This window comes from Streptococcus sp. HSISS2 (assembly GCF_000448665.1).
In the GTDB taxonomy this organism is placed as follows: domain Bacteria; phylum Bacillota; class Bacilli; order Lactobacillales; family Streptococcaceae; genus Streptococcus; species Streptococcus raffinosi.
In genome coordinates, this window is record NZ_CM002133.1 from 993,217 (window position 1) to 994,351 (window position 1,135).

General features: G+C 42.2%; 1 pseudogene. It reads right to left on the bottom strand.

The features are described from left to right. Nucleotides 1–169: 169 nt before the first annotated feature. Nucleotides 170–1,135 (bottom strand): annotated as a pseudogene (locus tag HSISS2_RS04355) (FAD-binding oxidoreductase); the annotation flags it as partial.

The following is a 1,135-nucleotide window of genomic DNA, read 5'->3' on the forward strand; positions in this document are numbered from 1 at the left end:
CCCTCCCATTTTTATTAGTATTCACCTACAAGCGATGAACACTTAATATTTATCATCTTCTAATTAAATAAGAAATAGGTGTTCTGTATTCTAATAAAAATCAGCTAGCCTTTCTCGATAGTGAGAGAAAGCTAACTGATTCTGAATATTTTGGGAAGGATAACTAGTCTTAATCCTGTTTCTTAATGTAATTAGCGACTGGATAATCTGCACTGTCCAAGTTACCAGGTCGGTTCATGGCCAAATCAACCAGATTTTTTCCAATCAATGGCCCTGTTGTAAGACCAGAGGAGCCTAGACCTGAAGCAACGAAGACGTTTTTAAGCTCTGGAACTTCTCCAAAGAAAGGTGAGAAGTCACTCGTGTAGGCTCTCGTTCCCACACGTTCCGAGAAGGACTTGGCAGTACTTAAGTCAGGGAAATAGGTCTTAGCCTCCTCCTCCAGAACTTCTAAAACAGCTTCATCAACCGTCAAATCAAAGCCTTGATCATTTTCATGACTGGCACCTACCGAAATCTTTCCACCCGCAAATGGAATGACATCTAATTCGCTCTCTGGCATCAGAACTGGTAATTTACCAGTATCCATGCCCTTAAAGAAATAGTCTCGTAACTGACCTTTTTGAGGACGAACATCCACTTCAAAACCAAGGGGTTCAAGCGTTTGACCTAGCCAGGCACCACAAGCGAGGATGACCTTATCAAAAGTTTGACCATCAATCTCATAAGTACCATCGTCAAGAGGAGAGAGTGTAACTTGACCTTCTAACTTTTCAAAACCAGAAGCCTTAATCAAAGTAGCTGTCAGTTCTGCACCTTCGACTCTGGCTCCCCCAGAGGCATAGAGATAACGGTCAAATCCAGTGAATTCAGGGAGGTCGGTAGCATTTTAATAGAGAGTTCACCAATAATGGGTGATTCTTCTAGCCTCGTCTCAGCATGCTCATACAGACCATCTAATTTACTATCGTCTTTCTTAAGAAGGGCCACACCAGACTGATCATAGAAGCTCGTGTCATAACCATCATTTTCAAGATCTGAAACTAACTCTTGGTAAAAATCAGCTCCCAGTCTAGCCATGCGATACCAGGCCTTATTACGACGCTTGGAAAACCAGGGACTAATAATTCCTGCT